At 37.4% G+C, this 25,898-nt stretch carries 22 protein-coding genes; 12 read left to right on the plus strand and 10 right to left on the minus strand.

Annotated features, from left to right (window positions below; all coding sequences use genetic code 11):
• Nucleotides 1-63: 63 nt before the first annotated feature.
• Nucleotides 64-1,773: a single-stranded-DNA-specific exonuclease RecJ gene (recJ, locus tag QM481_RS08015; protein WP_283381356.1), complete on the minus strand. Its 1,710-nt coding sequence runs from the start codon at nucleotides 1,771-1,773 to the stop codon at nucleotides 64-66.
• Between the two features lie 168 nt (nucleotides 1,774-1,941).
• On the opposite strand from recJ, the gene QM481_RS08020 reads away from it, so the two are divergent.
• Complete coding sequence (locus tag QM481_RS08020) at nucleotides 1,942-3,273, plus strand: alpha-L-fucosidase (RefSeq protein WP_283381357.1); 1,332 nt, start codon at nucleotides 1,942-1,944, stop codon at nucleotides 3,271-3,273.
• Between the two features lie 357 nt (nucleotides 3,274-3,630).
• On the opposite strand, the gene QM481_RS08025 is transcribed toward QM481_RS08020, so the two are convergent.
• Complete coding sequence (locus QM481_RS08025) at nucleotides 3,631-4,224, minus strand: NifU family protein (RefSeq protein WP_095163552.1); 594 nt, start codon at nucleotides 4,222-4,224, stop codon at nucleotides 3,631-3,633.
• Between the two features lie 487 nt (nucleotides 4,225-4,711).
• Here QM481_RS08025 and mutL point away from each other — a divergent pair, with 487 nt between their 5' ends.
• The 4 genes from mutL to QM481_RS08045 all read left to right on the plus strand — a co-directional run bounded on the left by mutL (nucleotide 4,712) and on the right by QM481_RS08045 (nucleotide 9,799).
• Nucleotides 4,712-6,631: a DNA mismatch repair endonuclease MutL gene (gene mutL / locus QM481_RS08030; RefSeq protein ID WP_166550970.1), complete on the plus strand. Its 1,920-nt coding sequence runs from the start codon at nucleotides 4,712-4,714 to the stop codon at nucleotides 6,629-6,631.
• Nucleotides 6,632-6,676: 45 nt separating this feature from the next.
• Entirely contained in the window at nucleotides 6,677-7,708 is a 1,032-nt protein-coding gene (locus QM481_RS08035) for a M28 family peptidase (RefSeq protein WP_283381358.1), read from the plus strand.
• A gap of 150 nt (nucleotides 7,709-7,858) precedes the next feature.
• Nucleotides 7,859-8,956 carry a glycine cleavage system aminomethyltransferase GcvT gene (gene gcvT, locus QM481_RS08040; RefSeq protein WP_283381359.1) on the plus strand — a complete coding sequence of 366 codons (1,098 nt, stop codon included), beginning with the start codon at nucleotides 7,859-7,861 and terminating at the stop codon, nucleotides 8,954-8,956.
• A 138-nt stretch (nucleotides 8,957-9,094) separates the two neighbouring features.
• Nucleotides 9,095-9,799, plus strand: coding sequence for a 2-phosphosulfolactate phosphatase (locus tag QM481_RS08045; RefSeq protein ID WP_283372015.1), 705 nt, complete (start codon nucleotides 9,095-9,097; stop codon nucleotides 9,797-9,799).
• A 167-nt stretch (nucleotides 9,800-9,966) separates the two neighbouring features.
• On the opposite strand, the gene QM481_RS08050 is transcribed toward QM481_RS08045, so the two are convergent.
• The 3 genes from QM481_RS08050 to QM481_RS08060 form a co-directional block, all read right to left on the minus strand.
• Entirely contained in the window at nucleotides 9,967-10,974 is a 1,008-nt protein-coding gene (locus QM481_RS08050) for a S41 family peptidase (protein WP_283381360.1), read from the minus strand.
• Nucleotides 10,975-10,980: 6 nt separating this feature from the next.
• Complete coding sequence (locus QM481_RS08055) at nucleotides 10,981-11,754, minus strand: hypothetical protein (RefSeq protein ID WP_166550965.1); 774 nt, start codon at nucleotides 11,752-11,754, stop codon at nucleotides 10,981-10,983.
• Between the two features lie 263 nt (nucleotides 11,755-12,017).
• A complete protein-coding gene (locus QM481_RS08060; protein ID WP_166550964.1) occupies nucleotides 12,018-12,719 on the minus strand; it encodes a DsbA family oxidoreductase in 702 nt (233 codons plus the stop codon).
• 183 nt (nucleotides 12,720-12,902) lie between these two features.
• On the opposite strand from QM481_RS08060, the gene QM481_RS08065 reads away from it, so the two are divergent.
• On the plus strand, nucleotides 12,903-13,490 hold the full coding sequence (locus tag QM481_RS08065) for a DUF4136 domain-containing protein (protein ID WP_283381361.1): 588 nt from the start codon (nucleotides 12,903-12,905) through the stop codon (nucleotides 13,488-13,490).
• 331 nt (nucleotides 13,491-13,821) lie between these two features.
• The gene (locus tag QM481_RS08070) at nucleotides 13,822-14,364 is read left to right on the plus strand and encodes a DUF4136 domain-containing protein (protein WP_283381362.1); all 543 of its coding nucleotides are present in this window, start codon (nucleotides 13,822-13,824) and stop codon (nucleotides 14,362-14,364) included.
• Between the two features lie 283 nt (nucleotides 14,365-14,647).
• Here the strand turns inward: QM481_RS08070 and QM481_RS08075 are convergent, their stop codons facing one another.
• Entirely contained in the window at nucleotides 14,648-15,160 is a 513-nt protein-coding gene (locus QM481_RS08075) for a cupin domain-containing protein (RefSeq protein WP_283381363.1), read from the minus strand.
• 341 nt (nucleotides 15,161-15,501) lie between these two features.
• On the opposite strand from QM481_RS08075, the gene QM481_RS08080 reads away from it, so the two are divergent.
• The 3 genes from QM481_RS08080 to QM481_RS08090 are packed head-to-tail and all read left to right on the plus strand — an operon-like array spanning nucleotide 15,502 to nucleotide 17,898.
• Nucleotides 15,502-16,047, plus strand: coding sequence for an RNA polymerase sigma factor (locus tag QM481_RS08080; protein ID WP_095160929.1), 546 nt, complete (start codon nucleotides 15,502-15,504; stop codon nucleotides 16,045-16,047).
• A 44-nt stretch (nucleotides 16,048-16,091) separates the two neighbouring features.
• Nucleotides 16,092-16,691, plus strand: a complete 600-nt coding sequence (locus QM481_RS08085) for a hypothetical protein (protein WP_166550961.1) — start codon at nucleotides 16,092-16,094, stop codon at nucleotides 16,689-16,691.
• Nucleotides 16,666-17,898, plus strand: a complete 1,233-nt coding sequence (locus QM481_RS08090) for a hypothetical protein (protein ID WP_283381364.1) — start codon at nucleotides 16,666-16,668, stop codon at nucleotides 17,896-17,898. The genes QM481_RS08085 and QM481_RS08090 overlap by 26 nt, the downstream gene beginning before the upstream one ends.
• 98 nt (nucleotides 17,899-17,996) lie before the next feature.
• Here QM481_RS08090 and recF read toward each other — a convergent pair whose 3' ends face one another.
• On the minus strand, nucleotides 17,997-19,091 hold the full coding sequence (gene recF, locus QM481_RS08095; RefSeq protein ID WP_283381365.1) for a DNA replication/repair protein RecF: 1,095 nt from the start codon (nucleotides 19,089-19,091) through the stop codon (nucleotides 17,997-17,999).
• 409 nt (nucleotides 19,092-19,500) lie between these two features.
• Here recF and pdhA point away from each other — a divergent pair, with 409 nt between their 5' ends.
• The gene (gene pdhA, locus QM481_RS08100; RefSeq protein ID WP_283381366.1) at nucleotides 19,501-20,508 is read left to right on the plus strand and encodes a pyruvate dehydrogenase (acetyl-transferring) E1 component subunit alpha; all 1,008 of its coding nucleotides are present in this window, start codon (nucleotides 19,501-19,503) and stop codon (nucleotides 20,506-20,508) included.
• 82 nt (nucleotides 20,509-20,590) lie between these two features.
• Here the strand turns inward: pdhA and QM481_RS08105 are convergent, their stop codons facing one another.
• Both QM481_RS08105 and uvrB read right to left on the minus strand, forming a co-directional pair.
• Nucleotides 20,591-20,935 carry an arsenate reductase gene (locus QM481_RS08105; RefSeq protein WP_283381367.1) on the minus strand — a complete coding sequence of 115 codons (345 nt, stop codon included), beginning with the start codon at nucleotides 20,933-20,935 and terminating at the stop codon, nucleotides 20,591-20,593.
• 100 nt (nucleotides 20,936-21,035) lie between these two features.
• Nucleotides 21,036-23,063: an excinuclease ABC subunit UvrB gene (gene uvrB / locus QM481_RS08110; RefSeq protein ID WP_283381368.1), complete on the minus strand. Its 2,028-nt coding sequence runs from the start codon at nucleotides 23,061-23,063 to the stop codon at nucleotides 21,036-21,038.
• 369 nt (nucleotides 23,064-23,432) lie between these two features.
• On the opposite strand from uvrB, the gene QM481_RS08115 reads away from it, so the two are divergent.
• Nucleotides 23,433-24,836 (plus strand): alpha-L-fucosidase, encoded by a 1,404-nt coding sequence (locus QM481_RS08115; protein ID WP_283381369.1) that lies wholly within the window; start codon nucleotides 23,433-23,435, stop codon nucleotides 24,834-24,836.
• Between the two features lie 93 nt (nucleotides 24,837-24,929).
• Here the strand turns inward: QM481_RS08115 and mazG are convergent, their stop codons facing one another.
• Nucleotides 24,930-25,736, minus strand: a complete 807-nt coding sequence (mazG, locus tag QM481_RS08120) for a nucleoside triphosphate pyrophosphohydrolase (RefSeq protein ID WP_166550954.1) — start codon at nucleotides 25,734-25,736, stop codon at nucleotides 24,930-24,932.
• Nucleotides 25,737-25,898: the final 162 nt, after the last annotated feature.

Here is a 25,898-nt window from a genome sequence, read left to right on the forward strand (position 1 = left end):
ATCTATGAATTAAAATAGAATACGATGTTCAAGAGCAAACACAAATTGAAAATATCTGTGCTTTTATTCAAACTTAATATCTTTCAACATTAGTTGAAAACTTTTTTTCCCTTGCCACTCATTGATTTCGATGGTATAACAAATAGAGCAAGTTTGAACTTCCAATAATTTATCAAAAAAGTCTTCAACCATACCAAAGCCTACGCAGGTAAATGCGGCTGAGCCCTCTTGAAATGCCTGAAACTTCAGATGTTTCTCCTTCATTTTGATTGGCGCACCATACAGTTGTACTTTATGACTGACAAATACAGGCGTCATATTTTGAGGACCAAATGGCGACATTTGACTCATAATACGATGAAACTTGTCGGTAATAGCTGATAGTGGCAATGCCAAGTCTATTTCTATTAGTGGAGACAGTTGTTCTTGTAAAATTTTACGAGAAACAACTTCTTCAAACTTTCTTTTAAAGTTTTCAATTTGGTTAAGCTCTAACGTAAGACCAGCAGCGAAAGTGTGTCCACCAAATTGAATCAAATGCTCTGAGCATTCTTCAATGGCATCATACACATCAAATCCTGGTACTGAACGTGCCGAACCAGCGGCATTGCCATGAGACTCTGTCAAGATAATGGTAGGACGATGATACTTTTCGATGCATCTACTCGCTACAATACCAATAACTCCTTTATGCCAAGCTTCATTGAATAACACTGTACTTTTGGCGGCAACCAAATCGCTATTTTGAGCAATCATTTCAAGTGCTTCGGCTGTAATCGATGAATCAAGTCCTTTGCGGTCGGTATTATGTTGACCAATCACGCGGGCAAATTCTTCAGCTTTTTGTTCGTCTTCAGATAACATTAAGTCAACAGCATCATAAGCATGGCGAATTCTTCCTGCTGCATTGATTCGTGGACCTAATCCAAATACCACTTTGGTAATATCCATTTTGCCTTCGAGCGAAGCGGATTTAATCAACGCTTTTAGTCCAGTTCTTGGATTGGTATTGAGCTGTTGTAAACCATAAAATGCCAAAACTCGGTTTTCGCCTACAATCGGAACAATATCACAACTAATACTCGTCACAACCAAATCCAAATAGGGTAACAACAAATTGACATCAATATCTTTAACTTGACAATAAGCTTGTAATAACTTGAATCCCACGCCACAACCTGTCAATTCCTTAAATGGATATAGACAGTCCTCACGTTTGGGGTCTAATACCGCTACTGCATCTGGTAACTCGTCACCAGGGCGGTGGTGGTCGCATATAATAAAGTCTACACCATGTTCTTTTGCCCAAGCTACCTTATCAATAGATTTGATTCCGCAGTCGAGGCTTACGATGAGGGCAAAACCATTTTCGGCGGCATATTCAATTCCTTTTTGCGAAACACCATATCCTTCGGCATAACGATCGGGAATATAAAATTCAATGTTCTGATGAATATACTTTTGTAAAAATCCATAAAACATAGCAACCGAAGTAGTACCATCTACATCATAATCACCATATATTAGTATTTTCTCATTTTGCTCAACAGCTTTACTCAATCGTTCAACCGCAATGGTCATATCTGCCATCAAAAATGGGTCGTATAAATCTGATAAGCTAGGACGAAAAAAATGCTTGGCTTCATCAAATGTACCAACGCCTCGCTGACCCAGTAAGGTAGCGATTTCATAACTAACACCTAATTCTTTTGATAGGGTATCTACTATTTCTGAAGAGGGTAATTTTTTATAATTCCAACGTTTTTCGACCATGGATTGTTGACTGTGGATAATAAGATGTTGATTATTAAATAGCAAAGTTATACTTAAATATAGGAGACTTGCAAAGAAGGACTGTGACTATAAGATTTTTTAAGAAATTCACCCTTCATTCTTTGTATTTGAACACTCAATTTTCAAACATTAACAAGTTTATTTTCTATGAAAAGATTATTAACATTTTTATCAACACTCTGTTGTTTGAGCTTTAACCTACAAGCTCAGAACAAAACATCACCTAGCTCCTTGCAAGAACGGATGCAGTGGTTTCAGGACGGAAAGTTAGGTGTCTTTATCCACTGGGGTATTTATTCTGTAAAGGGAGTCGATGAAAGTTGGAGCTTTCACAACCATAAAATATCCTACAAAGACTATATGGCGCAGCTCAATGGATTTACGGCAAGTAAGTATAATCCCGAAGAATGGGCTGCCTTAATTAAAGAGAGTGGCGCAAGATATGCTGTTATTACCACCAAGCATCATGATGGTGTAGCACTTTGGCCAACTAAAGAAAAACATTTTAGTACTGTAAAAAACACTCCTGCCAAAAGAGACTTGATAAAGCCCTTTTTTAATGCTCTTGAAAAACAGGGGATTAAAAAAGGTGCCTATTTTTCTTTAATTGATTGGAGTCATCCTGATTATCCAGCTATTTTGAGAGATAGTAATCGTTATAAAATGCAAGATGATTTGGCTCGCTGGGGGCGTTTCAAAACTTTTGCTCATAACCAAATAGATGAATTGTTGGCTAATTATAACCCTGACCTTTGGTGGTTTGACGGTGAGTGGGAACATAGTTCGAAGGAATGGGAGTCAGAAAAAATCAAAGATAAAATCTTGAAAGCTCAACCTTGGGCTATTGCCAACGACCGCCTCTTGGATTTTGGGCATTATGAAACTTACGAACAAACAATCCCTCCTACCCGACCAAAGAAGTTTCCTTACTGGGAGGCTTGTATGACGTCTAATCTCAATTGGGGATATCACCCTGACGATACCAATTACAAAACCCCATTTCAGGTTATCTCAATCTTTGCGGATGTGATTAGTAATGGCGGAGTTTACCTATTTGATATTGGTCCTAAAGAGGACGGTACAATTCCTGCCGAACAAGTTCATATTTTGAAAGAACTAGGGAAATGGAATAAGAAACACGAGGAGGCTGTTTTTGGAACCATTGCAGGTATCGAAGCAGGGCATTTTTATGGACCAACTACGTTGTCTAAAGATTCTACTACTTTATATTTGTTTCTACAACCACAATCCTCGGGGCAAGTCATGTTGAAAGGATTGAACAATAAAATCAATAAAATAAGGGTCGTAGGAACAAATTACGAACTAACTCATCAAGTACAAAGCAAAATGACTTGGGGTAATGTGCCAGGCATTGTATTCATTGATGTTCCTGCAAAAGTAAATGATACTTATATGACTGTATTAGCGCTAGAACTCGAAAAACCAATTAGTATTTATAAAAGTGATGGAGAGAAATAGGGGCTAATTTGAAGATGTGTCAATTTGAAGATTTGAAAATGTGTTAATTTTCACTTTGAGACGATTATCAAAATAGGTATGAGTCATTCCTAATTAATTGATTTAATGTATGTTAAAGTTTGTTTCCTAACAGTTGAGACGTAATGATTGCGTCTCAATCCAAGTGAGATCTAGCATGGAGGTATAAAAAAGGCGTTCGAAAAACTTATTTCGAACGCCTTTTTTGATGAAAGCTTGGCGAATAATCTCAATTCCGAAATTCGAGATGACTTATGTCTGACTCAGTAATAGACGTAAAGTATTACGTCTCTACGAGCCTTGATCATTCAAAACTCTGCATTCAAAACTCTACACTTACTAGACTCCTTCAGCTACTACTTCTTTTACGTCAGGAACCATTCTTGTCAAAAGGTTTTCGATACCAGCCTTCAAAGTCATCGTTGAAGAAGGGCATCCTGAGCATGAGCCTTGGAGTAATACCTTTACTGTGCCTTCGTTGAATGAGTGGAAACTAATAGCCCCACCATCTGACTCAACGGCAGGACGCACGTATTGGTCAAGAACAGCTTTGATTTTGATAACAGTATCTGAATCTGGCTCGCCCGAAGGATTAGTTTCGTGAGCTTTTATGGTTGATTGAGCAAAAACTTCTTTTTTATCCTCGAAGAATTTTTTCAAAAACTGCTTCAAGTTGAATAATTCATCTTCCCATTTAGTTTCTTCATCTTTCGTTACAGTCACAAAGTTGGAAGAAATGAATACTCTTTTTACAAAATCAAAACCAAATAACTCAACTGCTAAAGGAGAGTTTTTTTCTTCCGAAATTGCTTCTGAAGGTGTTGCGTAGTCGAAAGAAGCACCTTCTGGCGCCAATTCAAAGTTCAACACAAACTTCATTGAATTAGGATTGGGAGTTGATTCTGTATAAATAAATATCTGAGATTTTAACATGATGCCTGTTTAGTTTGATTAGCTATTATGGTTGTTATAACAAAGGATGTCCAAAATTAGTTTGGAAAGTTTGATAATTGCGAATGCTTTCTTTCAAAAATTTGATTTTTGGTACAAATCCTATGGAATAATCTGATAATGAGACTATAGACTAATTACGGGTAGAACGATTACTGAGCAGATCATTTATTGAATGATCAACTAAAATTTATACCTGCCAAAGGTTTTCTAAGTGCTTTTATACAGAGTGCTCAGACAAGTTAATGTATTGTTAATGAGAATCTTTTCTATCAAAAGATGATATTTTATCGTATTTTTGTAAAGTTTTTTTCCTGAAAAAAGATACCTGATTTACAAGCACTCTGAGTTCAAATGTCGTTTTTTTGTTGGGAATCCCTTCATTAATGCCGAACTTAGTAGAGTGATTGTAGAAAATGAATGTTTTAAAGACATGAGTTTTCAAACCCTAAAAATTTAGCTGATACAAATGTTAGATATAATTCAACTGCTTCCTGATTCGATTGCGAACCAGATTGCTGCTGGGGAGGTAGTTCAAAGACCTTCTTCTGTGGTGAAGGAGTTGTTAGAGAATTCTATAGATGCCGAAGCCACTCAGGTTCAATTGATTGTGAGAGAGGCAGGCAAAACCCTCATTCAGGTTATCGACAACGGTAAAGGTATGTCCGAAACCGATGCTCGAATGTGCTTTGAGCGCCACGCTACTTCCAAAATCCGTACTTCCGACGATTTGTTTAAAATCCGTACCATGGGATTTAGAGGCGAAGCTATGGCCTCAATTGCAGCGGTATCTCAGGTAGAGCTAAAAACCCGACGCAATACCGAAGAACTAGGTACAATGGTAAGAATTGAAGCTTCAGAACTAAAAGCGCAAGAGGCTATTTCGACACCTGAGGGCACTAATCTTTTGGTCAAGAACCTTTTTTACAATGTTCCTGCTCGTCGTAATTTCTTAAAGTCAAACCCTGTAGAGATGCGTCATATTATCGACGAGTTTCAACGTGTGGCTTTGGCTAATCCTGATATTGCTTTTTCATTGTACCACAACGATGCCGAAATTTATAATCTGCCTTCTGGCAAATTAAGTCGCCGTATTGTGGATTTGTTTGGCAAAAGCTATCGTGAGCAATTAGCACCTTGCGAGGAGGAAACATCGTTTGTCACAGTTCGTGGATTTGTGGGAAAACCTCAGTTTGCCAAGAAAACTCGTGGCGAGCAGTTTTTCTTTGCCAATAATCGTTTTATCAAAAATAGTTATCTCAATCATGCGGTGATGTCGGCGTTTGAAGGATTGATGCCCGAAGGCTCACATCCTTTCTATGTTTTATTTATTGAGATAGACCCCGTTCATATTGATATTAACGTACACCCTACTAAAACAGAAATCAAATTTGATGACGAGCGTACCGTTTATGCCATTGTGCAAGCTGCTGTGCGTAAATCGATGAGCCAGCATAATTTGGCGCCATCACTCGACTTTGATACCAATATCAATTACTCCAATCAGTTTTTTAGCTTTAATAATGCCCCTACTCCAACGTCTACGGCTGTTCCGAGCAAAATGAACCAAGCTGATTTTGACAGTGAAAGACCTTTTGCGAAGCCAGAAATGTCGCCTCGTGAAAAAAGCAATCTTTCAAATTGGAACAAATTGTACGAAGGATTAGATAATACCGTTGAAAGTTTTGAGCAAAAAAGAGTGGAACAATCGTCTTTCAATTTTAGAAACGAAGAAGATTATCCAGAGACTCAACCTTTCACGCTCAAAAGCAAAGCCAATGATTTGTTGGAGTCTCGTCCACTACGCAGTTCTCAGGATTCAGACGCAACAACTTTCCAGATTCACAACCGATATATTATTTCTCAGGTAAAATCAGGCATGTTGTTGATTGACCAGCGTGCGGCTTACGAGCGTATTTTGTATGAGAAATTTGTACAATATCTTCAAAAAAATAATGGAACGTCCCAGCAATTGCTTTTTCCATCAACGATTAAGTTAACTCCAGCGGATTTCCATTTATTAGTCGAAATTCAAGACGAAGTTCGTAATCTAGGTTTTGATTTAAGTGTCATTGGACATGATTCATTTATTGTTAATGGCATTCCAGCAGATTCGCCCGATGAAAATGAACAAGCTTTGATTGAAGGTTTATTAGAGCAATTCAAACGCAACGAATCGGAGTTACATCTCGACAGAGTTGAAAACTTAGCTAGGTCTATGGCAAAACGTTCAGCAGGAAGATTTGGCATGTCACGTTTGTCAAACCAAGAAATGAATACTTTAGTCGAGCAACTTTTTGCCTCATCTAATCCAAGCTATTCGCCAAGCGGTGAGCTTACCATGAAGATTTTGGGATTAGCAGAAATAGCCAATATATTTCAAAAATAAAATTTCCTCCAAGGCATCTTCAAAAGGTGCCTTATTTATATGTATATGAAAACGTCTAAAATCGCTCTTGTTTTGCTAGGCATATTTGTTTTTTCTGGCGTAGGAGTTTATCTCAAATCTTGTCAAGAAAAATCTAGTTCAACAACCGAACAAGCAAGTACCCAAACCCCAGCAGCCGATCAAGGGCTATTGCCAGCTGCTACCTTCAATGCAGATTCTGCTTATAAGTTTGTAGCAAAGCAAGTTGAATTTGGTCCCAGAGTTCCTAATACCAAGTCACACAAAGCTTGTGCGGCATGGTTAGCCGACCAATTAAAAGCTTACGGATGTCAGGTTATCAATCAAGACTTTGTAGCCACTACTTACGATGGTAAAAAGCTTAATGCTGTAAATATCATTGGAACTTATAACCCTGGAGCAGCCAAAAGAATATTGTTGGCAGCACACTGGGATACAAGACCTATTGCAGATAAAGACACTAAAGATAAAGATAAGCCCATCGATGGAGCCAATGATGGTGCAAGTGGCGTAGGCGTTTTGTTAGAAATTGCAAGAGCTATTAAAGATGCCCAAAACAAACCTAACGTTGGTATTGACTTTATCTTATTTGATGCCGAGGACAATGGTGAGCCAAATGAGTACCGTGGCGATTCGGGCAATCAGGTATGGTGGTGCTTAGGTTCACAGTATTGGGCTGCTAACAAACACGTGCCGAATTATCAAGCATATTATGGTATCTTGTTGGATATGGTTGGTGCAAAGGGTGCTGTTTTTCCACATGAAGGATTATCGATGCAATATGCTCCTATCTTAACAAGAAGTATTTGGGATATTGCCTCAAGACTTGGTTATGGCAATTTATTTATTGATGCCGATGGTGGTGCCTTAACCGATGACCATGCTTTTGTGAACGATATTGGTAAAATTCAAATGATTGATATTGTGGAGCTTCGACCAAACGATCCTAAAACTTTTGGCTCATATCATCATACTCATAATGACAATATGAATGTAATTGATAAAAATACTTTAAAAGCTGTTGGTCAAACAGTTTTGACAGCTTTGTATCAAGAATAGTGCTTTTCGAAGTATTTTGATGATCCCAAAAAATGCAGATTCGTATTTTTTGGGATTTTTTTGTGGATAAATGCAAAAGCCTTGCTTTGGACACTCGATGGATATAGATACTTTCCGTACCTTTGTGCATCTTTTTCAACCAACTACCAAATGGAACAAACAGAACAATTAAAACTCGTATTTCTCAACGATGTACATGTCGCATTAGGAGCTAAAATGGTACCTTTTGCAGGATATTCAATGCCAGTTTTATATACCAACTTGATTCAGGAACACCTTGCTGTTCGTAATTCAGTTGGGGTATTTGATGTATCTCACATGGGGGAATTTGTGGTAAAGGGTGAGCGTGCGACTGAATTTTTACAGTATGTTACCTCAAATGACGTAGCTGCTTTGTACGATGGCAAAGTGCAATACTCTTGCTTGCCAAACGATAAAGGTGGTATCGTAGACGATTTGTTGATTTACCGCCGTTCGGAAAACGAATACTTTGTGGTAGTAAATGCTTCTAACATCGAAAAGGACTGGAACTGGATGCAGAGCCACAATACTTTTGGTGTTGAGATGCAAAATATTAGTGATGGAATCAGTCTATTTGCTGTGCAAGGACCTAAAGGGGTAGCTACCATGCAAAAATTGACTGACCTTGACCTCGGTTCTATGGAGTACTATACTTTCAAAGAAGGTACAGTAGCAGGTATCGAAAACGTACTCATTGCCACAACGGGTTATACTGGTGCTGGTGGTATGGAAGTATATGTAAAAAATGAAGATGCAAAAACCATGTGGGACGCTATTTTTGCAGCAGGAGCTGAATTTGGTATTGTGCCAGTAGGCTTAGGTGCTCGTGATACTTTGCGTACAGAAATGGGATATTGCTTGTATGGCAACGATATTGATGATACAACCTCTCCTATCGAAGCTGGTTTGGGCTGGATTACAAAATTCAATAAAGAATTTGTGAACTCAGCTTTCCACAAACAAATCAAAGAAAATGGTCCAACTAAGAAATTGGTAGCATTTGAAATGGTAGATCGTGGTATTCCTCGTCAGCATTACGAAATAATGGATGCAACTGGTAATATCATTGGAGAAGTTACTTCTGGAACACAGTCGCCTTCGTTGAATAAAGGTATCGGATTAGGCTATGTAGCTAAGGAATTCAGTAAATTAGGTACAGAAGTTTATATCAATATCCGTAACAAATATTTGAAAGCTCAAGTGGTAAAATTACCATTTCTTAAATAAGTCTTTCTGCACTAGGTCATTAGCTACAAGCCTAATGCTTATTGCTTAAAGACTAAAGCATAATAATACCAAGTCAAAAACTTAACCTTTTCGAGCAAGAAGTCTTAGGGCTTTTTGCTCGAAACATTTTGTCCAATCATGAAAACCATTGATGTTTGTTTAACGCCAGAATTATTACATCTTCATAATATCGAAAACTCAATCGTAGTGGTTGTGGATATTTTCAGAGCTACCTCTTGTATGACAACGGCATTTGCCAATGGAGTGGGGTCTATTATCCCAGTTGCTACCATTGACGAATGTGTTGCCTATCAACAACAGGGCTATTTAGCTGCTGCTGAGCGCGACGGAAAAACGCCAGAAGGCTTCGATTTCGATAATTCGCCATTTAGTTATATGGTCGATAAAGTGAAAGATGCAACAATTTGTGTGACAACTACCAATGGTACTTTGGCTATTACAAAATCAAAATCTGCGGTAAAAGTAATGGTTGGGTCATTCCTAAACCTAGGCGCATTGGCAACTTACTTGAAAGACCAACAATATGATGTATTGATTTTGTGTGCTGGTTGGAAAGGCAAACCTAATTTGGAAGATACTCTTTTTGCAGGAGCATTAGTGGAGCGTTTGAAAGAGGAATTTATGATTGAGGAAGATTCTGCTTTGATGGCACTACGTCAATACCAGAATGCAAAGGATGATTTGCTATCTTATGTGGCATCTTCATCACACGTTCGTCGTTTACAAAGATTAGGTATCCAAAAAGATATTGCTTACTGTTTACAACATGACTTATATGACGTTTTACCTGTGCTAAGAGGTAATGCTTTGGTAAATATGTAAGGTATTTGTTAACAGTGTGTCAGGATATATTGTTGATAATATTGATGAAATATATTCAGTACTTGAGCGAATGAGTGATTGTTTTTAAAATAAATATCACCTGTCCAAACGCAATCTTTTGCATCCAGGCAAGTGTGATAAATAACAATCACTCATTCTCAATTCACTCAATTCAAGAGCGCCATTGCTTTTTCTAAAATTGTATCAATTTTAGCTGTCTCATCCTTTGTGGTAATGTTTACTCGATAATCGGGCATAACTCCATTCTCAATGTCTTCTTTTTTAGTGTTGGAAAATGCTACAGCCGAAAATCGATATAGCCAACCGTTGGGTAATTCTCCGCCAATAGGTCCAGCTCCTCCTCCTCCTGTAATATCGCCAACTAAAGTCACTTGACTTTGCTCTGCCATAGCCGAAGCAAACATATTGGCTGCACTAAACACTCGTCGGTTGGTTAGTACAATGATTTTTTTCCCATAAAACGAACCACTGGGTTCTACATATACAGGAGTATAGTCTTTAAAATCGTTGAGAGTTGCGCTATTTTTGCTTCTGGTATAACCTATTAGCTTTTTTTCCAAAATAAAGTGCTGCATAAGGCGCTTGATATTTTCTACCGAGCCACCGTTGTTATCCCTAATGTCAATAATTAATCCTTTGGTAATTACCATTTTATTAATAATACTGTTCCACTCATCTTCATCTAAAGTAGTCGAAAAACTACCATAATAGATATAGCCTATATTTTCATTCAAAATAGTACTTCTTACTTTTTGACCATAACCAAATTGGAGGTACTGATTGGTTAAAATACTATCATTAAAATTATGGGCATAGCCTCTCAGCAAGCCTAAAGACGAATAATATGTGTAACTATATCGAGTATTGGGGATTTGCAAATTGACATGACCATCATGAAGCTCATTCATCATTTGACTCACAATGGTAAAAAAGGCATCCTGAGTTAGTTGATCATTTACTTTTGGTCTGTATTTGTCATAAATACTTTGCCAATTAATTCCTTTCAGTTCAAAGTAACAGTACTTATCTCTGACTGTTTTCCAGAGCAAATCAAAGTTTTCGGTAGGGGTATTGGGTGGGTTAGGAGAAATAAAGAGCTTTTCACAACTCAAAAATGTGAATCCCAATAGTATTAATAGAATGAATTTTTTCATAGAAAATTAAAATGTAATTACTTTACCAACTGTCAAAGACGTATTTCCAAGTGATAATTCTGAAGGAGCTGTATAATGCCTAAAACTCCATTCAATGCCAACACGCCAAGAAGATTTTCGTTTAGGATGCTTGGCATTAGCACATTCCTTTTCTCCAAAATACAAGGTAGCTCGATTAGTATAAAAGAAATATTTGTGGATACCCCCAACGTATATGTAGTCGCCCAAGTACTTCCATAACTCTTCCTTGAAGTAAGCGTCGTGTGCGTATCCCGAACGCCCCAGTACACTGATTAAAGGCATCATAAAAAAGTTTCGGAATTGTACTTTTCTATGAAAGATACGCATTGATTTCCAATAACTTAAGGCTACTCCAGCTCTCAAGCCAGCATCTACCGATACCTCATTATTTCCATATCCAAGGTTATAAATATCCGAAAATCTTGCAGCAATATTGAGCCCAGTAAACCCTCCTAAATACAAATGAGTATTAGGTGAATGAAGCATATCATACTGCTTGGCAAAGTAAATATTGAGTTCTCCTGTTGCGACTTTTAGGGTATTTGGTCGAGAAGGAACTCCTAAAGACATTGTGGATAACAATGTGGATAACTTTTGGTTTTTTTGATGTTGTTGTTGAAATTCTAGCCCAATAGCATACAAATCATACCTTAGTGGGCTAATAAAGTCATCTCTAAATGACGTTGAACCTATTTTTCCAGTAAAAGTCCGATAGGTTGTTGATAACGCACTATCAACTTTTGATTGTGCATAACTCATTGATGATACTGCTAATAAACAATAAAAGGTAAATGGTCTCATCCAATATTGTAAGTAATAAGAAAGAATTGTTAAATCGGGTGATTAGAGTATTTAGGAAAGCAATTAAGATAGGTTTGTTTTACAAATAAAAAAGGAATACTTCGGATTTGCTAATAATCTGACCTGATGATGTCAAACTTTGTATAGCAAATCAAAAATATTCCTTTTATAAAGATTATTAAACGCTTATGTCAAATTGGATATTATTAAGGTGGGATTAATTAGCATTCACCTGTTTCTATATCGCAGCTATTACTCTCCGCTTGAACTGTAATTCCTTCTTCTTGCATGATTTGTTGGAATACTTGTTCAAACACATCACTTGGCTGAGCTCCTGATAGCGCATACTTTTTATTAAAAATGTAAAAAGGAACGCCTCCTACACCATGTTGTCTGAAATAGTGCATTTCTTCTTTTACACTATCGGTAGCTTCATCAGAGTTAAAAAGCGCTAACGTTTTATCTTCTGACCAACCTATTTGCCCTAGTATCTTGATTAACTCTTCCTTTTTACTCAAGTCGACACGGTCGATAAAATAAGCTTTCAGAAAAAGTTCTTTTAGCTCGGCTTGCTTGCCTTCCATAGCAGCAATTGTCAGGAAGCGATGCAAATGGAATGTATTGATCGCTTTTGGCAAAGCTTCAAACTCAAAATCTAGTCCTACGGATTTACCTGCATTTTCGACTTGTGTAAATTTTTGTAAATAGCCATCCCCAAAGCGATTTTCTGCGTATGTATTGAAGTCAACCCCTTCGTTCGGAATAGAGGGATCTAACTGAAAAGGGTGATAGATAATTTGCACATTATCAGAAATTTGTGTATTTTCAATAGCCTGTTCAATTCTACGTTTTCCGATGTAACACCATGGGCAAGCTACATCTGATACTACATCTATACGGATTTTCGATTTTTCTTGATTCATTTTCTTGAATTTTATTTATTATCAAAACACCTATCGCTCTCATTAAATTCCTATTCCTGTTTTTTGCTAATAATTCTTTTTTGAAACAATCTAATAGTCAAATAGTTATAAAAATTGTTTAGTCTGTTTGTTATATTTCAAATGTGATTATGCACTCCGTAATCACTCTAAATTTTGAGAATTATGAGGAAAGTTTATTTCATCGCTATCACTGCTATGTTTATTTTGAGTGCGTGCAATCGCCACAACTTTCAAATTGGTACGGCTTGTCATCGAGAAATTGAGGATGAGGTTTTCAAACCAAACTATGAATCTTTTACCTGTATCGAAAAACAGCTCACCATTGTCGATACCACCTATCGGTTTGATGCTGTAATTGATGAGATTGATACTCAAATGCGACTCAGAGGGTATCAAGACACTAAAGAGCGTCCTAACTTGATTGTATTTTACGCACTTTTTCCAACAGAAGTCAATTTGTCAGTTCTTCAGCGTTCGTTTAGGGGTTTGGGAAAAGAAAATATGAGCGAAGAACTCAAGCGAATTAAACTTAGAAAAGGAACCTTATTATTGCAATTTGTCGAAAATGATTCCAATCGCCCAATTTGGATGGGCTATGCTGCGGGTATTGCAGAAGAGAAAACCAATGATATAGATGAAAAATCGCTTCGTTCGGCAACAAGACAAATTTTTGATAACTATAAGATTTTCGCAAAAAACTATTTGACCAATCAGCCTGTTACTGCAATGGTACTGGCACCTAGCAAATAATGGTCAAGCTTCAGCAAATGGATTTTAGTCTTCACTGGTGATTTATATATCGTTTTAAGTATAAGAATATTGGCGTCTTGGTTTTGGCAAAAAATCGTTTTGCACAGACTACGACGCCTTTTTATATTGTCCACAATACGATAATAGATAAATTATAGAGTAATAGCTTTTAGGAATTCATACTTCTAAAAATTTAATATTAAATAATTGTTAAATTTTTGTAATATTATCATTAAGTCATGGTGGTAAAAAGGTGTTTTAAGCACTGAAGCCGATACCTCCTTTGGTATATGACAGTAATGAAATGTTGGACCATTAACCCAATAGCAAAATGAAACAATTATTCTATTTATTACTACTTGCGACAGTAATCATGTCATGTAGCAATCAGAAATTTGCTGTTCGTGCTAATAATGATCATTTGATGGTAAATACTCTCAATCAGACTTATCAGATTGTTATTGGGCAAAGTGAAGCAAAATTGTCAGAAGAAACCGAACGTGCTATTCAGGATGAAGTCGAAAATCAAATGGAGGCTCGAGGTTTTGTCCGTACAAGCAAATCTCCTGATATCGTAGTTGTATGCTCAGTTTTCGAAACCAAATTAAAAATTAAAGACAGTCGTAAGTTAGAGGAAGATAAATCGGAGTATACCACTCGTAGAATAACACTCAACGGCGGAACTTTAATGATTCAAATGATTGACGAAAACTTGAATAAATCCGTTTGGCTGGGTATGGCATCTGGTTTTATCAAACCCAATAAGTCGATAGAGGAACGTGAATTAAAAGCAATTACTCGCAGTATATTTGATGAATACAAATTAGTAGCTTATGGATATATGCCTAAGCAAGAAATGACAGCTACTCGTTAGTTTTTAAACTATAAAGTAAAACATGAGTCATCCCGAATTTTTAGGATTGGGATTATTCTCCAAGTTTTTATCAAAAAAGGTGTCGAAAAATATTTTTCGACACCTTTTTTGATGCTACTATGCTAGATATGACTTGGCTTAAGACGCAATCATTCCATCAGTAGAGACGCAATCATTGCGTCTCTACTGATGGAATATAAATTTTAAATTAATCACTCATTCATTCAATCGCTAAATCACTAAATTAGGAACGACTCATGTTTGGCTAAACCGAAATATCTCTTTACCTCGTCAAGCTTTCAATCAAATGATGATGCTGAGGAAAAATTGCTTGCAAACTAGCACGCTCGGCTAGTTCGAATCCTTCAAAATCAAAACCTGGCGCTACCGTACAACCAACCAATGAATAAGCCGAGTCTTTCTGTGGCTTTGATGCAAACCAATATCCTGCTGGAACTACCGCCTGAAATACTTGTCCTTCGTCGGGATTATTACCCAAATGAATAATGTCGAGTTGACCATCTGGACTAATCATAAATACATCAAGAGCACCACCTGCATAAAAATGCCACATCTCGTCAGCTTCTATCCTATGGAAAGCAGAGAAATGATGATTTTCTAGTAAAAAATAAATACCTGTCGAGAAAACTCTTTTTCCTTTAAATCTTTCTGGTAAAGCTTCCTGAGGAATACTTTCTGTTGAACGATAAGTTTCGGCAAAATATCCGCCTTCAGGATGTTCTAGCATCTCAAACTTCTCAACCCAATACTGGGCATTTTTTATAATTAGACTCATTGACAATGATATTTTGGATAAAAGAAGGCATAATTTAATAAGAAAGCTTTTATTTGTATTCGGTTAGCAATCAAATGGTTGATTCCTAAAAATACTTTTATCAGAAATGATAAATTACTAACTCTCAAAAACAGCTTCTAGGCTAACATTTCTGGAAAATGAAAATTCCTTGCTACAAAAAAAATCATATTTTTTTAATTCTCATGCAACATTAGCATAGCCAAATGTTTCATTAGCATGAAATTCAGTTAATTGTTATTCGCAAATAAGCCTCTAAAGACTATCGAAGATTGACGATTAACCAACCAACTAAGTTTATTCACGAATAACAATTTAATACACTGGAACAAACGCTATACATAGACAGAAATGTTCATTTGGTTGAGGCTTGTCGCAGGGGCGAACGCAAGGCTCAGTATGAGATTTATCGTCTCTACTCAAAGTCTATGTTCAATGTGGCTGTCCGAATACTGAATCATGTCGGCGAGGCCGAAGATGTACTGCAAGAGGCATTTTTGGACGCATTTATCAAAATTCATGAGTTTCGTCAAACAAGTACCTTTGGCGCTTGGCTCAAACAAATTGTAATCAATCGGGCTCTCAATCAGCTCAGGCAGCGTAAAGTTGCTTTTCAGGACATCGATGGTGTGCCTGATGATTTTGAGGACGAGCAATTTGATGACGAGGAAATAGAATGGGAAGTAACTAAGGTGCAGCGCGCGATGCATCAACTTCCCGATGGCTTTAGAACAGTCCTAAGCTTGTATCTTTTTGAAGGATACGACCATGAAGAAATTGCGGAAATTTTGCAAGTAGCAGAATCCACTTCAAGAACTCAGTATATAAGAGCCAAAAAACGTTTATTAGAAATACTTAAAAAGGCATAATTGATTGTCGATTTTATTTTCAACAAAAGATATGTCATAGTCTTATGAATCAGTCAAAAAAAGCATCAAATCGTTTAGAAAGGTTTGTTAGAGACCATCGAGATGAATTTGAAAATCTTGAGCCATCATTGGATTTGTGGGAAAAATTAGAAGCTAAATTACCTAACGATACCACATTGGTTCAACCAGTAGAGAAAAATACCATTATTCCATTTTTTCCTAAGATTCAGCGTTATTGGCGCGTTGCTGCTAGTGTGGCTGTAATTATCGGAGCATTAGGGTTATGGTATGCCAATCAACCTTCGAGCAATTCGGACATAATCGTGAGTCAAGTTGGCGATCAGTACAAACAACAAATGGTACATTACGCTAGCTTAATAGAAACAAAGAGGGATGAAATCCGACAAATTGCCGATAATGAACCTGCTTTGTATCAAGAATTTTCATCAGAAATCGAACGTCTCAACAAAGACTATCAAAGCTTGAAGGCGGAACTGCCCCAAACGCCCAATCAAGAAGAGTTAGTAAAAGCTATGATTCAAAATTTACAATTACAATTAGATATTTTGAATCAACAATTATCAATCATTCAACGTGTAAAAGAAGCAAAACAAGGCCATGGAAAAAGTATGCAAACTATTTAAGGTAGTGGTTGTTATGTACGGGGTGTTGATTATATCCCCGAGTATGGCACAGCAAATGCGAGTTACGGCCTCTGCTAATGGCAATGTATATGCCAGCAATAAAAATAGTAGAACTATTACCGTAACTGTTAATTCTAATAACAATACAACAGTTAGTTGCCAGGAGGCAGCCTCAGTCGAAAAAGGAGAATCTGTAGCTTTGGTCGAAAAAAAGAAGTTGATTACCAAGGTATATTCCGTTGAACCGAAGGATTTATTACAAATTAATAATCAGCACGGTCACGTAAATGTTGAGCTATGGAATCGTAATGAAATAAAAATAGAAATCAATATCGTAGGACACGGCAGTACTGAAGAAAAAGCACAAGCGTATGTAGATGGAGTAGATATTGCAGAGGCTCGAGTAAGAAACAAAATAACCTTGCGTACAAATATCAGCTCTGAAAATGGTGGTGACTGGTGGGATAAGTTATCATTTAAGAGTAGTAGCAAAGATTCTGACAACGAGAAACAAGGCGTAGAAGTCAACTATCAGGTATATATGCCAAAGAGTAATCCTCTTATGGTGTCGAATAGATACGGCAATACAAACGTTCCTGAGTTTTCAGCTCCTTTGTCAATCGTTACTTCTTATGGAAACTTTGTAAGTGACCGCCTTTCTGGCAATGAAAAAAGTATCAATGTCCAGTATGGTAAAGCTAATATTAAGCAATTAGACGAAGCAGAATTGAAAATATCTTATTCAAAATTGAATATTGATAAAGCTAACATTATCAAACTCGCCAATATGTTTGGTTCTGTAATGCTTGATCAAGTCAATACCATTGAGGGAAATCTTCAGTATTCTAACGGAAAAATCGGTACGATTAAAGAAAATGGCAAAATTTACATTAGCTATTCAGATGGATTAGAGCTTCGTGAATTACCAAATTCGTTGAAGTCCCTAGATTTGAAATGTAATTATACGACTGTAAAATTACCTGTGACTTCAGACTGTAATGCAGACTTTGATGTTACGGTGAATTATGCCAACTTCAAATATCCATCAGATAAGTGTACACTTACTGTGAATCCTGACGAAGAAAATGCCCAAAAACGAATGGGATTCATCCCTCAAAAGAATTATAAAGGTAAAATCGGTAAAGGTACAGGAACCAAAATCGTCATTCACTCAAATTATGGTGGCGTAAAGTTTTTGGAGAAATAGTAAACGCTCAAAATATATTTTACTAATATAAAAGCTGTATGCGACAGGAGACAAGATATAAGCTCGGAGGTATATCTTACTCGAAGCATACAGCTTTTTTATTTTCCTTGAGTCACATCAAAATAACACACTTCTACAGTCAAATGACTCAATAACTGTTGCGTTCTTTCGGGGCGCGCATCTGTCAAAAAAACCTGTTGGAAGGTACCATCTACCATCATGTTTATTAACTGTTGAATACGCCTGTCATCAAGTTTATCAAAAATATCATCGAGTAATAATATCGGCTGAAAACCCTTTTCAAGTGCTAAAATCTCAAATTGGGCTAATTTTAGCGCAATTACATAGGATTTTTGCTGTCCTTGCGAACCGTATTTTTTGAGAGGAAAGGCACTTATCTCAAAGGTAAAATCATCTTTATGAATCCCAAAAGTTGTACGCTGTGCAGCTAAATCCCTAGGTCGATTTTTGGTGAAATCATATCTAAAAGTATCGGCATTCACTTCTGTTTCATAAATAAGCTTTACCTCTTCTCTACTTTCTGACAGATTTGCATAGTGTTTTTGGAAGATTGGGGTAAATTTTGACAAAAACTCCGTTCTTTTTTTCTGTAAAATTATCCCGTATTCAATAATTGGGTCAGAATAAATATCTAGTAAATCAGCGTCAAAATAATTTTTTTCAGCAAATTGCTTTAAAAGAGCATTTCGTTGAAGTAATACCTTATTGTATTGAATTAAGGTTTCGAGATAATCACGGTCAATTTGTGAAATCACACCATCAAAAAACTTTCTACGCTCTTCGCTCCCATCTCTTACGATATCGGTATCATTGGGTGAAATCAATACCACAGGATAAAGCCCGATATGCTCTGAAATTTTTTCATAAGGCTTTTTATCATGTAGTACAGCCTTTTTTTGTCCTTTTTGAAAAGAACAGGTAATTTGAGCATCCCCTTTGGGTCCCTCTACAAAAGTGCCATCAATCATCATAAAGTCAGCCTCATGAGTAACACACAGGGCATCTTGCGAGCTAATGGAGCTTTTGGTTAAAGCCAAAAAGTAAATGGCATCTAGCAGGTTGGTTTTGCCACTGCCATTTTCACCCACAATACAGTTTACACGATTAGTAAACTTAAAATCGCCAAAGTCATAGCTTTTAAAGTTTGTTAAACTGATGCGTTGTAAATACATATTTGGATGAGTAAGAAAGCTTAGGTAATTGACTTTATTAAATGAGCAAAATGCCAAAGGCATAGTGCTTGAGGCGAAATAATATCTAACAGATAGCCGATAATCTATATCCCAAAGCGATTAAGATAAGCTATTTAGTTCTGATGCCTGTCAGATAAATAGTTAAGAAACTTGTTTATAACTAATAATCAAGAGTCTATTGTGATATTTTTTTGGTCGGTTCTTGGTTTTGTACTAATTTCGCATTGCAAATTAACGCCTGTTTCGGGGGATTACAAAATCCTATGTGGCCCACAATGGGATAGCAGTTCCAGGTGAGCAAGAGCGAATAAGACGTTTATTTTATTCCCTCATTTACTTAATCGTAAGATTCAACGCAAGTTAATCACTCATTCACTCATTTTGAAAAATGGCAAAGAAAGCTGAAAACAAAGTAAAATACTCGAAAGAGACCTACATGGAATGGTACGAGTCAATGATGCTTCAACGTAAATTTGAAGAACGTACTGGTCAATTGTATGGTCAACAAAAGATTCGTGGTTTTTGCCACCTTTACATCGGACAAGAGGCTTGTTCTTCTGGAGCAGCGTCGGCACTTCGTAAAGGCGACAAATATATTACAGCTTACCGTGACCATGGTATTCCATTGGCTTTAGGTTCAGACCCTAACACTATCATGGCGGAAATGTTCGGAAAAGCTACTGGTATTTCGAAAGGTAAAGGTGGATCAATGCACATTTTCGATAAATCGGTGGGTTTTGTAGGTGGTCATGGTATCGTAGGTGCTCAAATTCCTCTTGGAGCGGGTTTGGCATTTGCTGAAAAATATAACAAAACTGGAAACGTTTGTATCTGTTACTTCGGTGATGGTGCGGTTCGTCAGGGTGCATTGCACGAAGCCTTCAACATGGCTATGACTTGGAAGTTGCCTGCAATCTTTGTTGTTGAAAACAACGGATACGCTATGGGTACTTCGGTAACTCGTACATCAAACGTTACAGATCTTTACACAATTGGTGAGGCGTATGATATGCCATCTGAGCCAGTTGATGCGATGAGCGTAGAGGCAGTTCATGAGGCAGTTTCTCGTGCAGCTGAGCGTGCTCGTGCAGGCGAAGGTCCAACATTCTTAGAATTCAAAACTTACCGTTATAGAGGTCACTCTATGTCTGACCCTCAGAAGTACCGTACTAAAGAGGAAGTTGAGGCATACAAAATGCGTGACCCAATCGAGCAAGTTAGACAAGCAATCTTGGAAAACGAATTTGCTACAGAAGAAGATTTAGCAGCTATCGATGCTAAAATTAAAGTAAGAGTAGAAGCTTCAGTTAAATTTGCAGAAGAGTCTCCTTGGCCAGATGCTTCTGAAGCATACAAAGATGTATATGTAGACGAATATCCATTCCCAGTGGAATAATCATCTTACATGATAAAAGCCCCAATAGTTTTACGTGAGTAAAGCTATTGGGGCTTTTTTATTTTCTTCTCAATAAACCATTTTATGATTGAAAGATACCTTCATATAATTCAGGCTTAAAACCTACCGAAATAATCTCCTCTTTTTCCAAAACAGGACGCTTGATTACCGAAGTTTGTTCCATCATCAATTGAATAGCCGATGCCGTATCAGTTGCCTTTTGCCTTTCGTCTAGTTTTTTCCAAGTTGTTCCTGCTTTATTCACAAGGGTTTCCCAAGGATATTTTTCTAACCAAGCTTCCAATTTTTCTTGCGAGATTCCTTCTTTTTTGAAGTTATGAAATTCAAAAGGAATATCGTGTTCCTTGAGCCAAGTAAGGGCTTTTTTTACCGTATCACAATTCGGTATTCCGTAAACTTTGTACATGGGGTGTTTTTTTATATGAAAATTTACTTCCAGATGATATAGTCCGTCAATAGAGTTTTTTAGGCAAGGACAAAAGAAAACTCTCCACTCCGCACTCGATTTATTTTCCTTCCAATAATTTCTTTAATCCAAACATTTCGTCTCTTAGGCGTGCTGCTGCGACAAAGTCAAGTTCTTTGGCGGCCTTATCCATTTCATTTTGCACTTTCTTGATTTGTGCTTCAATTTCTGGTTTAGACATATAAGCCAATACTGGATCGGCAGCCATCTGCACATCCTGCGGTTCAACGTAGTAATTGGTCTTCGTTGTCTTGCCCATTACATCGGCAATGGATGTTTGTTCAATAATGGCTTGTTTCGAGCGAAGGATTGTTTTTGGCGTGATACCATGCTCGATGTTGTACTCCATTTGGATAGCTCTACGTCGATTGGTCTCTTCGATAGCTTTTTGCATAGAACCCGTAATGCGGTCGGCATACATGAGTACTTTCCCTTGGTCATTTCTAGCCGCACGTCCAATGGTTTGGATTAATGAGCGAATATCCCGCAAGAAACCTTCTTTGTCGGCGTCCATAATGGCAACCAACGAAACCTCTGGCAAATCCAAACCTTCACGCAAAAGGTTTACCCCAACCAAAACATCAAATACGCCAAGTCGTAATTCTCTTAAAATTTCTACACGCTCTAAGGTTTTTACCTCCGAGTGAATATAGCGACATTTGACTCCCACACGTTCCATATATTTCGACAGCTCTTCGGCCATACGCTTGGTAAGTGTCGTAATCAGTACTCTTTCTTCTCTTTCTATTCTTATATGTACTTCTTCTAATAAATCATCTATTTGATTCAGACTTGGTCGTACTTCTATTTCAGGGTCGAGCAAGCCCGTAGGTCTAATGATTTGTTCTACGACGACTCCCTCCGAACGACGTAGCTCGTAGTCGGCTGGTGTAGCACTTACGAAAATACTTTGTCCACTAATGTCTTCAAACTCTTGAAAAGTCAAAGGACGATTGTCCATCGCACTTGGTAAACGGAAGCCATAGTCTACTAGAGATTCTTTTCTTGAGCGGTCGCCACCCCACATCGCTCTGATTTGAGGAATAGTTACGTGGCTTTCATCTACTACCAATAAAAAATCGTCTGGGAAAAAGTCTAACAAACAGAATGGTCTTTGTCCCGCTTGTCTTCTGTCAAAATATCTTGAGTAATTTTCGATACCCGAACAGTAGCCCAATTCTCGCATCATTTCCATATCAAACTCCGTTCGCTGTTTGATGCGCTCGGCTTCTGATGTTCTACCCTCTGCTTCAAAATACTTAATCTGCCCAACAAGGTCATCCTGTATTTCATTGATGGCTCTCATCAATACATCTCTGCCTGTGACAAACAAATTGGCGGGGAAGATTGCCACCATTTTTTCTTCAGATAATTTTTTTCCAGAAATTGGGTCTATGCGTTGAATAGCTTCAATTTCATCGCCGAAGAAAATAATACGATAGCCAAAATCAGCATAAGGGACATAGATATCCACAGTGTCTCCTTTTACTCGAAAATTGCCTCTTTGAAATTCGGCTTCGGTTCTGGAGTAAAGAATTTCTACAAGTCTAAATAAAAATTGATTTCGAGAAATAATTTCTCCTACCCCAATTCGTAAAATACTTTTTCGGTATTCTTCTGGGTTTCCCATACCATATATACAAGATACCGAGGCAATTACGATAATGTCTCGTCGCCCCGACATTAAGGACGAAGTTGTAGAAAGTCGTAACTTATCAATTTCTTCGTTGATGGCAAGGTCTTTTTCTATATAGGTATTGGTGGTAGCGATATAGGCTTCGGGCTGATAATAGTCGTAGTAAGAAATGAAATATTCAACTGCATTATTTGGGAAAAACTGTTTAAACTCGCCATAAAGTTGAGCCGCTAAAGTTTTGTTATGACTCAATATCAGCGTAGGTCTATTGATTTGAGCAATAGTATTGGCTACGGTAAACGTTTTACCAGACCCCGTCACCCCTAATAGCGTTTGTGCTTGCTCTCCATTTTGGATTCCTTCTACCAACTGTGCGATGGCTTTTGGCTGGTCGCCAGTAGGCTGATATTCTGAACAAAGTTGAAATTCCATTCCGCTTGATTTTTTGTTTATAAAATTAAGTGTAATCTAATAATGAGCCAATCGAATAGATAAGTTTATATTGGTAAGTAAAAGGAAGTTATTAGTTAATAGAATATCAGTTACTGGGGTGTGCTCATAATCAGAGGAATATGATACAAGTGTGCCACGGATAAATGTTCCTATTACTTAAATAATCCTTTCTTATAAAATCTAGAGCATACCCTAAATAGGTAAAATCCCATCTAGTAATAACGACAAAGAAAACACTTTGGTTTCGGACTTGTAAACCCAAATATTTAATACACCTATCTCTCAAACCCTAACAGAGTATTAATAGGTGTTTTGTACTTTTCTGAATAAAACCAATTTCCTCATTCTATGAAAAGAAAATTTTTAAAAACTTGTTTGACAGCACTTTGTGGTGGACTATTAGGTTTATTCACAACCAATGCCCAACAATACCAAGCCAATTGGGCGTCCATAGACTCTCGTCCTATTCCTAACTGGTTTGAAGATGCCAAATTCGGAATATTTATCCATTGGGGACTCTTCTCTGTACCCGCTTGGGGACCAACCGCCAAAAATAATGTAGGTATCTACGACCGATATTCAGAATGGTATTGGCAAACCTTGACTAATGCTAAAAGACCTGGATATCCCTCTACCCTAGCCTTTCATGAAAAAGCATTTGGAAAAGACTTTAAGTATCAAGATTTTGCCAAAGGGTTTACTTGTGAAATGTACGACCCTAGCGACTGGGCAAATATTTTTGAGAATGCTGGAGCCAAATATGTCGTGCTGACTTCAAAGCATCATGAAGGATATACGCTTTGGCCTAGTGCGCAGGCTTGGAATTGGAATGCTGTTGATTTGAATCCCCATCGTGATATTGCTGGTGATCTGACAAAGGCTGTGAAAGGCAAAGGCTTGCGCATGGGTTTTTATTATTCTTTGTACGAATGGTTTAATCCTTTGTACAAAAAAGACGTAGATACTTATGTGACTTCGCACATGATTCCGCAAATGAAAGATTTGGTGACGCGATATACGCCAGATATTCTGTGGACTGATGGCGAATGGGATCATCCTTCCGAAAAGTGGAAAAGTACGGAGTTTTTGGCATGGCTCTATAACGACTCTCCTTCAAAAGCAGAGGTGGTAGTAAATGACCGTTGGGGAAAAGAAACCCGTAGCAAACACGGAGGAATTTATACTACCGAATATGACTTGGTACATGATGCTAATTCAAGCAGTATGGAAATAGCCCATCCTTGGGAAGAGTGTAGAGGTATTGGCTCTTCTTTTGGCTATAATAGAAATGAAAATTTAGAAGATTATTCCTCGTCAAAGCAGTTAATAGATATTCTTATTGACAAAGTAGCTCGTGGAGGAAACTTGTTACTAAATGTTGGTCCAACAGCCGATGGACGAATTCCTGTGATTATGCAACAACGTTTGGCAGATATGGGAAAATGGTTGAAAATTAACGGAGATGCTATTTATGGTACTCGTAAATGGGAAAAATCACCGAAGGTTACTCCAGAAACTAAGGTTTTCTTTACCAAGAAAAATAAAGATTTATATGTACTATTGACTCAATGGAAAAATACGCCTGTTACTATTGAAGGCATTTCGGGTGGGACAGTAAGTATGTTAGGATACAACGGAGCTATCAAAGTTCAGAAAAAAGGAAATGCTTTGACAATAACGCCTCCTGCGCTTACGCCTGATGTCAATCCAAGTGAATATGCTTGGGTCTTTAAGATTTCTGGTGCGTTGTAAAAAATAAAAACCCGAAGGCTACAAGCTAACGGGTTTCTGGTTTCACTCTCAAAATTAAATTTTGAATCTTTGACTTGAACGTTGTTCGTTCAATTACAGCCTTTTCGCCTCTTCCCAATACACATCCATCTCGGCTAGGGTCATATCTTGTAAGGTTTTACCTTGTTCTTTTGCTCTTGATTCAATATGCTGGAATCGTTTGATGAACTTTTTATTAGTTCTTTCTAAAGCTGATTCAACATTGATATTGACAAATCTTGCGTAATTGACTAGAGAAAACAATAAATCTCCAAATTCAGCTTCGGCCTTTTCGGTATCGATGGCTGATTTTTCAACTACATTAAACTCAGCTTTGAATTCCTGCATTTCTTCTTCGACTTTCTCCCAAACCTGCTCTTTTTCTTCCCAATCGAAGCCAGCTCCACGAGCCTTTTCTTGAATACGCATAGCCTTTACTAAGGCTGGAAGCGATTTTGGTACGCCAGCCAATACAGACTTGTTACCTTCTTTCATCTTGAGTGCTTCCCAATTTTGCTTGACTTGCTCCTCGGTTTCAGCTTTTACATCACCATAAATATGTGGATGACGGAAAATCAGTTTTTCACAAAGACCATTCAATACGTCAGCAATATCAAAAGTGTTGGTTTCGGAAGCAATTTTTGAATAAAACACCATGTGAAGCATAATATCGCCGATTTCTTTTTTGATTTCTGGCAAATCTCCTTCTATAATGGCATCCGAAAGTTCGTAGGTTTCTTCAATCGTCAAGTGACGCAATGAATCGATGGTTTGTTTTTTGTCCCAAGGACATTGCTCTCTTAACTCATCCATAATTGTTAAGAGGCGGTTAAACGCCATCAACTGTTCTTTTCTTCTTTCGGGTAAAGCTTCAAATTCCATCCTTTCCTGTTCCCAATACGTTTGTTGTGCTTACAAAGTTAGTGAAAGTTATTTATAAAATCCCCAATGTATAATAGGACTTTTTGGGTTTTGTGGGAATAAAACTCAAAAAAATATACATTTTCTCGTTGGTTAGATACAAAAAAGAGGGCATCGCTAAGC

It is taken from the genome of Flectobacillus rivi (assembly GCF_030056655.1).
Classification (GTDB): domain Bacteria; phylum Bacteroidota; class Bacteroidia; order Cytophagales; family Spirosomataceae; genus Flectobacillus; species Flectobacillus rivi.

Excerpts from the sequence above, each read along its gene's own strand:
- QM481_RS08060 (WP_166550964.1), bottom strand. The coding sequence starts at position 12,719 with ATGAATCAAGAAAAATCGAAAATCCGTATAGATGTAGTATCAGATGTA.
- QM481_RS08090 (WP_283381364.1), top strand. The coding sequence starts at position 16,666 with ATGGAAAAAGTATGCAAACTATTTAAGGTAGTGGTTGTTATGTACGGG.
- QM481_RS08070 (WP_283381362.1), top strand. The coding sequence starts at position 13,822 with ATGAAACAATTATTCTATTTATTACTACTTGCGACAGTAATCATGTCA.
- QM481_RS08075 (WP_283381363.1), bottom strand. The coding sequence starts at position 15,160 with ATGAGTCTAATTATAAAAAATGCCCAGTATTGGGTTGAGAAGTTTGAG.
- recF (WP_283381365.1), bottom strand. The coding sequence starts at position 19,091 with ATGTATTTACAACGCATCAGTTTAACAAACTTTAAAAGCTATGACTTT.
- QM481_RS08025 (WP_095163552.1), bottom strand. The coding sequence starts at position 4,224 with ATGTTAAAATCTCAGATATTTATTTATACAGAATCAACTCCCAATCCT.
- QM481_RS08050 (WP_283381360.1), bottom strand. The coding sequence starts at position 10,974 with ATGAAAAAATTCATTCTATTAATACTATTGGGATTCACATTTTTGAGT.
- QM481_RS08035 (WP_283381358.1), top strand. The coding sequence starts at position 6,677 with ATGAAAACGTCTAAAATCGCTCTTGTTTTGCTAGGCATATTTGTTTTT.
- uvrB (WP_283381368.1), bottom strand. The coding sequence starts at position 23,063 with ATGGAATTTCAACTTTGTTCAGAATATCAGCCTACTGGCGACCAGCCA.
- QM481_RS08085 (WP_166550961.1), top strand. The coding sequence starts at position 16,092 with ATGAATCAGTCAAAAAAAGCATCAAATCGTTTAGAAAGGTTTGTTAGA.
- QM481_RS08105 (WP_283381367.1), bottom strand. The coding sequence starts at position 20,935 with ATGTACAAAGTTTACGGAATACCGAATTGTGATACGGTAAAAAAAGCC.
- gcvT (WP_283381359.1), top strand. The coding sequence starts at position 7,859 with ATGGAACAAACAGAACAATTAAAACTCGTATTTCTCAACGATGTACAT.
- recJ (WP_283381356.1), bottom strand. The coding sequence starts at position 1,773 with ATGGTCGAAAAACGTTGGAATTATAAAAAATTACCCTCTTCAGAAATA.
- QM481_RS08065 (WP_283381361.1), top strand. The coding sequence starts at position 12,903 with ATGAGGAAAGTTTATTTCATCGCTATCACTGCTATGTTTATTTTGAGT.
- QM481_RS08115 (WP_283381369.1), top strand. The coding sequence starts at position 23,433 with ATGAAAAGAAAATTTTTAAAAACTTGTTTGACAGCACTTTGTGGTGGA.
- QM481_RS08020 (WP_283381357.1), top strand. The coding sequence starts at position 1,942 with ATGAAAAGATTATTAACATTTTTATCAACACTCTGTTGTTTGAGCTTT.
- mazG (WP_166550954.1), bottom strand. The coding sequence starts at position 25,736 with ATGGAATTTGAAGCTTTACCCGAAAGAAGAAAAGAACAGTTGATGGCG.
- QM481_RS08045 (WP_283372015.1), top strand. The coding sequence starts at position 9,095 with ATGAAAACCATTGATGTTTGTTTAACGCCAGAATTATTACATCTTCAT.
- mutL (WP_166550970.1), top strand. The coding sequence starts at position 4,712 with ATGTTAGATATAATTCAACTGCTTCCTGATTCGATTGCGAACCAGATT.
- QM481_RS08055 (WP_166550965.1), bottom strand. The coding sequence starts at position 11,754 with ATGAGTTATGCACAATCAAAAGTTGATAGTGCGTTATCAACAACCTAT.
- pdhA (WP_283381366.1), top strand. The coding sequence starts at position 19,501 with ATGGCAAAGAAAGCTGAAAACAAAGTAAAATACTCGAAAGAGACCTAC.